6 protein-coding genes are annotated in these 6694 nt (G+C 40.3%); 4 read left to right on the top strand and 2 right to left on the bottom strand.

The window, feature by feature from the left end; all coding sequences use genetic code 11:
* The first annotated feature begins 39 nt into the window (after positions 1–39).
* Together Q1A31_RS19560 and Q1A31_RS19565 are read left to right on the top strand one after the other, a co-directional pair.
* The gene (locus Q1A31_RS19560) at positions 40–1161 is read left to right on the top strand and encodes an FAD-dependent monooxygenase (protein ID WP_299881024.1); all 1122 of its coding nucleotides are present in this window, start codon (positions 40–42) and stop codon (positions 1159–1161) included.
* Positions 1162–1278: 117 nt separating this feature from the next.
* Positions 1279–2211 (top strand): DMT family transporter, encoded by a 933-nt coding sequence (locus tag Q1A31_RS19565; protein WP_299881027.1) that lies wholly within the window; start codon positions 1279–1281, stop codon positions 2209–2211.
* 39 nt (positions 2212–2250) lie between these two features.
* On the opposite strand, the gene Q1A31_RS19570 is transcribed toward Q1A31_RS19565, so the two are convergent.
* Positions 2251–2769: a hypothetical protein gene (locus Q1A31_RS19570; protein WP_299881029.1), complete on the bottom strand. Its 519-nt coding sequence runs from the start codon at positions 2767–2769 to the stop codon at positions 2251–2253.
* Between the two features lie 256 nt (positions 2770–3025).
* Here Q1A31_RS19570 and Q1A31_RS19575 point away from each other — a divergent pair, with 256 nt between their 5' ends.
* Positions 3026–3817: a DUF1963 domain-containing protein gene (locus Q1A31_RS19575; RefSeq protein ID WP_299881032.1), complete on the top strand. Its 792-nt coding sequence runs from the start codon at positions 3026–3028 to the stop codon at positions 3815–3817.
* A 79-nt stretch (positions 3818–3896) separates the two neighbouring features.
* On the opposite strand, the gene Q1A31_RS19580 is transcribed toward Q1A31_RS19575, so the two are convergent.
* Positions 3897–4811 (bottom strand): DMT family transporter, encoded by a 915-nt coding sequence (locus Q1A31_RS19580; RefSeq protein WP_299881035.1) that lies wholly within the window; start codon positions 4809–4811, stop codon positions 3897–3899.
* A gap of 231 nt (positions 4812–5042) precedes the next feature.
* On the opposite strand from Q1A31_RS19580, the gene Q1A31_RS19585 reads away from it, so the two are divergent.
* Positions 5043–6593 carry a trimethylamine methyltransferase family protein gene (locus Q1A31_RS19585; RefSeq protein ID WP_299881038.1) on the top strand — a complete coding sequence of 517 codons (1551 nt, stop codon included), beginning with the start codon at positions 5043–5045 and terminating at the stop codon, positions 6591–6593.
* Positions 6594–6694 lie beyond the last annotated feature (101 nt).

Below are 6694 nucleotides of genomic sequence, written 5' to 3' on the forward strand. Positions count from 1 at the left end.
GCACGGCGTAATGTTTTTCTAAACTTGGATGTCATCTAAATGAGTATTGTAATTGTTGGAGCAGGGCTTGGTGGACTTACTACCGCTTTGTTTTTAGAAAAGCTTGGCATTTCATTTCAAATCTATGAACAAACAGATCAAATAAAACCTGTCGGTGCTGGAATAATACTGGCACATAATGCGATGCAAGTTTTTGATAAATTGGGTTTTAAGGGGGAGATAACTCAACTAGGAAACTCTTTAACATCGATAAATATTACTACTAATAAATTTCAGACTATTAATAGAATTGAAACCTTATATTTCGATGAAAAATACGCCGTTAAAAGTGTCGCTATTCAGCGGGGAGTTTTACAACACTTTCTAATCAATAAACTTAAAAATAACTGCATTACGTTTAATAAAAAAGTTGTTGATGTAAAGCAGGGGAACAAAACAACCATATTGTTTTCGGATGGAGATCAAATAGAGTGTGACGCTGTTATTGCTGCCGATGGAATTAATTCAGTTGTGAGAAACCAGTTATTTAAAGAGAATGAAATACGAAAACCCAATCAAATGTGTTGGAGGGGTATTTCAAACATAACATTACCTATTAACTTTCAAAGTGAATTAAATGAAATGTGGGGTAAAGGTTCTCGGTTCGGTTTTGTTAAAATATCAAAAAATGAAGTGTACTGGTATGGCTTGCATAACAGCAGTCAGAAGTTAGCTAAAAATGATTTATTAAATTCCTTTAAGGATTACGATCCTGTCGTCCGTAAAATATTATCGCAAACAAACTTTGCTAAAGTATTTGAAAGTGAGATTTCGGATTTGAAACCAATATCCTCTTGGTTCGATGACAATGTTTGCCTACTTGGAGATGCCGCTCATGCAACAACGCCTAATTTGGGCCAAGGCGCATGTCAGGCAATTGAAGATGCTTATGCTATTAGTTATTACATTAGTAAATATCCAATTAATACAGCATTTTCTAAATATCAACAGGCAAGGAAAAGTAAAGCTGATATGGTTGTAAACTTAAGTTGGAGGTTTGGCATTCTCTCTCAAATAAAAAATCCAATTATTTCAGCATTTAGAAACTTCGTTATCAAATCAATTCCATCTAGCTATAATTTAAAACAATCAGAGAAGATTTATACATTACCTCAACTCTAGAATATTAATGATAGTTGGTTATTGCTACTTCGCCGCGTGTTTTAAGTAACTATTATTTGCCTCTTAGTGAAGCGTTAAAAAGCATTAAATCTATAAAAACATCAAACGATTAGAAGGATGTCGTCTAAACTCCCCAGTACTAATCCTCATCGACTCAAATACTTGACTCCCAACTACACACCGACTGTTAAAGACTGGCTTTCTCTGCTGCTGCTGATTCTGCTGTGGGGTACGTCATTTATGTTTACTGCTGTCTCACTGGAAAGTTTTAGCCCTGTGGGTATAGTCTCTCTGAGAGTGTTGATTGCAGCGATTATCCTCACTCTTTTTATGTTTGCCAAGGGTTTGCGTTTGCCTACAGATCCGTTGGCCTGGGCGGTGTTTTTGCTGTTGGGTATTATGGGTAATCTGTTGCCGTTTCTTCTGATCTCTACAGGTCAGAAGGATGTTAGCTCAGGAATTGCGGGATTGTTGATGGCGTTTATGCCACTGGCGACGATGATTTTGGCTCATTATTTTGTGGTAGGGGAAAGCCTCAATCGCTTTAAAATACTCGGTTTTCTGTTGGGTATTACTGGCGTGGCGATTGTGCTTTGGCCGTCGATAGCCGGAGCTCGCAGCAACTTACTGAGTAGCCTACTGATTTTACTCGCCACTTTTAGCTATGCGATAAATACCATTTTGGTGCGGCGATTACCTTCCTATAATCCTGTAGTAACGACAGCTGGCGTGATGATTACTTCCAGCATCGCTATAGTGCCGTTGTGGATCTGGCAGGATTTACCGTGGCAACAAAGCTACTCTTTAAAGTCCACCTTATCCGTGTTGTGGCTAGGTATCGGCCCGACTGCGTTTGCTACCATTATTTTATTTGCTGTTATCGTCAAGGCAGGTCCAACGTTTCTTTCGTACATTAATTACGTGATTCCTGTGGTGGCGTATTTTACCGGCGCGCTTATTTTGGGCGAAGCGATTGAATGGCAAAGCCTGGCGGCGATGTTATTGATCATTTGGGGGATAGCGCTAACTCGCAAGCGTGTTGCTAATTGAATAGGGTGTCTTTTTTTATTCTTTAAAAGAACAATCGAATTATTGCGTGGTTACAGTCACCGTCACGATATCTTGATAAACACCTGCTTGAGGGTTTGGATTAAAATAAGCAACGGCCTGAAAGTTGATTGTTGTTGAACTGCTATTACATGGCAAGGTCAATTTATTTGTACGCACAGGATTGCCACTCATTCCTTCACCTTTCCACAATAACCGGAAATGAGTTAAACGTTCATTTGTTACGGTATGACGTAATCTAAAATTATTTTTGGCTGAAAACGCTATATCACAATCTCCAGGGTGATTAGATTCAAGACCTAAGGTTCCTAAGGATATTCTTGGTCCTGCGCTAGAGCCTCCAATGGGCTGTATTTCATCGACAGTATAATATTTGGATGCACCCGCAGCTGTCCCTATGAAATTCACATATTCATCAACACTAGTACTAATATTGATATCGGTCGAATCCTGTGTCGCATTTAATGAGAAGGCAGAGGATAATAATAGAAATGAGACCGATAATATAACGGATAGTTTTTTCATTAGTTTAAATATCATAAACATCAGCTAGGGCTTATTTTTATAGTTTTAGCTAATTGTTATAATTTGATTTACGGGGTTATTCTTCACTCTAATTGAATACATACTTAAACCCTAATTGGGCTGATTAATGGTAGTCAGCGTGTTAGGTATGTAAAACTTAAGACGAGCTTAAAGCAAATGGCATTATTAAAGTTATGTTTGATAAACTTCTGAGCAAGACGAAAGCTGTCTGCGACGCAAAAAAAACATACAGGGAATAGGATTAAAAAGAATGGGTATCTTTGATTTTTTTACTAAGAAAGAAAAAATGACAATTACGTCGACAAAAACAAATACGGTTACCGATGAAGAAATTAAAAAAGTGCTCGATCCTCATAAAAGGAAGGCTTGGTATCCTGTAGTAAAAGAAGAAAAAGGAGGAAGAGATACTTCGAAATTTTCTGGTAGCCCAGTATTGCTAGATTCAGAAGAATGGCCTTGTTGCGGTAACTGTAAAGAACCAATGCAATTGTTTACACAGCTTAATTCGAACGAACTTCCACAGGACGCTAACAAACCTTTTGGAGAGGGTTATCTACAAGTATTTTATTGCACAAACAGCGAAAAAGAATGTGAAATTGAAACAGAAGCGTATTTCCCTTTCTCCAAAAGTACCTTAGTCAGGGTATTAGGTTTTGATGAAGCATTTTCAAAAATCAATAAACCTTCTCAAGTCAAAGAAGAGTTACCAGAAAAAGTCATTACCGGTTGGGAGCCCCAAAATGATTATCCGAGTGGTGAAGAATTGGATGAACTAGGTGTGTCATTTACTGATGAACAGTTTGACTACGCTTATGAAAAAAATTATATGTCTTTATCAAATGATAAGTTACTTGGTTGGCCATTATGGGTTCAAGGCGTAGAGTATCCAGACTGCCCTGAATGTGGAGAGCGCATGAATTATATTTTTCAAATTGATTCTGATGATAATCTTGATTACATGTTTGGTGATGCAGGTTGCTCTCATATAACCCAATGCAAAAAACATAGAGACAAATTAGCTATTGCTTGGGCTTGCGGTTGATTCTAAATCAAAGCTAACAGGTGCTGCATAGGAATAACTACTTGCTTACGTTCTCATTTTTTAGTATTAAATTAGCCAACTACAACGGTTCAGACGCTGTCTTTTCTCGCAATAACAACATTCCGGCGAATATCAAAGCTAGCGCTAAATAGTCCAGTGTTTGAATTTTTTCTCCGAGTAAAAATACAGCAATGATCATGGCGATCACAGGCGGTAGATACGTTACTGATGATGCTCTTACAGCACCGAGTTTATCAACGACGTAATAGTAGGCAATAGACGCGATAGCGGTGTTGATTAATCCCAAACCGATAATGGTGCTGGCGATGGCTTTGGGTGTGCTCCAGACGTTTAAAATACCTGTGAAGTCGATAAAAGGAATCATCATTAATAAGCCCAAACCGAGTTGGTAGGCGGTTAATGCGATGACTGAGATTCCGAGTGGGGCGATGTATTTTTTGGCATAAACAAATGATGCACCTACCGCGGCTGAGCCTAAGAGTAAATACATCACCCCATAGAGATTTGCACTATCTGCGCCTGCGTTAAATGGGTTGGCAATTAATACGACACCGAGAAAACCTAATAGAATCCCGCAGAGTTTTACCCAGGTGGCGTGTTCTTCTTTGATGAAAGCGATCGATAATACAAACGCAAAAAGCGGTATCGAACCACTTAACGCGCCGGCTATGCCTGAATTTAATAATACCGTTCCTTTGGCAAAAAACAGGAAATGCATCAGGGAAGCCAACACTGCAATCGCTATTAAATGTTTCCAGTGTTTTAGGTGTTCACGATCGAATGATTTGCTGATGATTCCGTAAACCGCTACCAGTAAAAACCCTAAAAATACGCGATAAAAGGCAATCTGTTCGGCACTGATAAATTCGTTAGCGATTTTAATAAAGACAAAAGTACAGCCCCACGCCAGCGCCAATAATAGGAAGGTTAGATAGGGCAGATATTTTTGCATTGAAGCTGGTAGAAATTTCATCAAGGTAATCTTCTGAAATAAGCCCTGAAAGTAGGGGGGTGACTTTTTGTATAAGTGGTTTTTTATTTAAGTGCTAGTGTTTGATAGGTGCCTAAGTATAGACAAAGTCTTGTTCCACCGTGAGAACTATGGCGCGAGAATGTATCCTTATGTCGCGCAGATACTTTTCGTCTGTACAAGCTCGTAAGATAATGTCAGATGTATAAATAACAAATAAAGAGCGTAATCACTATGCCTAGTCCAAGTCGCGGTCGTCGCAATCGTCGTTCAAGAGGTAAAGAGGAAGCTGCACCGGTTGTAGCTCCGGCTTACATCACCCGAAAAATTCCAGAATACGAGATTTTGGGGGAAGAAGGTTTGGCTCTCATCGAAGCCAATGCAGATAAAATTCTTGAAGAAACCGGAATCGATTTTAAGGACGACCCTGACGCATTAGCAATGTGGAAGGAAGCAGGGGCAGCGGTTGACGGTCAGAGAGTTCGTTTTCCCAAAGGAATGTGTCGCAAGCTTATTCAAGATAGTGCACCCGCGCAATATACGCAACATGCACGAAATCCGGCTAAAAGTGTTGAAATAGGCGGTAAAAATACCGTTCTTGCACCGGCTTATGGTAGCCCGTTCATTCAAAATATGGATGAAGGTAGACGTTACGCCACGATCGAAGACTTCCGTAATTTCGTTAAATTAGCGTATATGACTCCGCATTTACATCATTCTGGTGGAACGGTTTGTGAGCCTGTAGATTTACCGGTAAATAAACGTCACTTCGATATGATTTACACACATATGAAGTACTCGGATAAGCCATTTATGGGTTCGGTTACTGCGGGTGAGCGTGCGCAAGACACTGTCGATATGTGTAAAATCTTGTTTGGCGATAACTATATCGATGAAGCTACGGGCAGACCAAAAACAATTACAACCAGTTTGATCAACGCCAACTCGCCGATGTCATTCGATGACACCATGTTAGGTGCACTTAAGGTTTACGCTAAAAACAATCAAGCCTGTATCGTGTCACCCTTTATTCTTGCGGGTGCGATGTCACCAGTAACGGTTGCGGGTACTTGCGCGCAAGCATTAGCAGAGGCACTCGCAGGTATGGCGTTTGCTCAATTGGTAAATCCGGGTGCACCGGTGATTTTTGGCACTTTTGCAAGTTCCATGTCGATGGCTTCTGGTGCGCCAACGTTCGGAACGCCTGAGCCTGCTTTAGTGCTGAATGTCATGGCATCCTTGGCACGTCGATTAGGTGTTCCATTCCGTTCTGGCGGTGGTTTTACAGGATCTAAAGTACCTGATGCGCAATCGGGTTATGAGTCTTCTAATTCCCTATGGCCAGCAATCAATGCTGGTGTAAATTTTGTACTTCATACCGCAGGTTGGATGGAAGGTGGATTGGTAATGGGTTACGAGAAATTCATTATGGATTGTGATCAGGCGGGAATGCTAGCGACATACGCTAAAGGTGTGGATCTCAGTGAAAATGGTCAGGCAATGGATGCCATTGAAGAAGTGGGTCCAGGCCAGCATTTCTTGGGTTGTGCGCATACCCAGGCAAACTTCCGTGAAGCCTTCTACCATTCACCGATCAATGACAATAATAGCTTCGAGAAATGGAAAGAAGACGGAGAACTAAGCCTGGAACAGCGCGCGAATGCTTACTATCAAAAGCAATTAAAAGAGTATGAGCTACCAGAAATGGATCCTGCTATTGATGAAGCGCTGATTGCATTTATGGATAAGAGAAAAGCGTCATTCCCTGATTCGAATATCTCTTAAAGGTAGATAAATACCTTAGAGAAAGACACCCCCCATATATGGTCTCCTCCATTTTTGCAAAATAATATTCAACCGTTTTGACAGGGATAGATTTGCTTCCA

The organism is uncultured Cocleimonas sp. (assembly GCF_947495625.1).
Taxonomy (GTDB): Bacteria; Pseudomonadota; Gammaproteobacteria; order Thiotrichales; family Thiotrichaceae; genus Cocleimonas.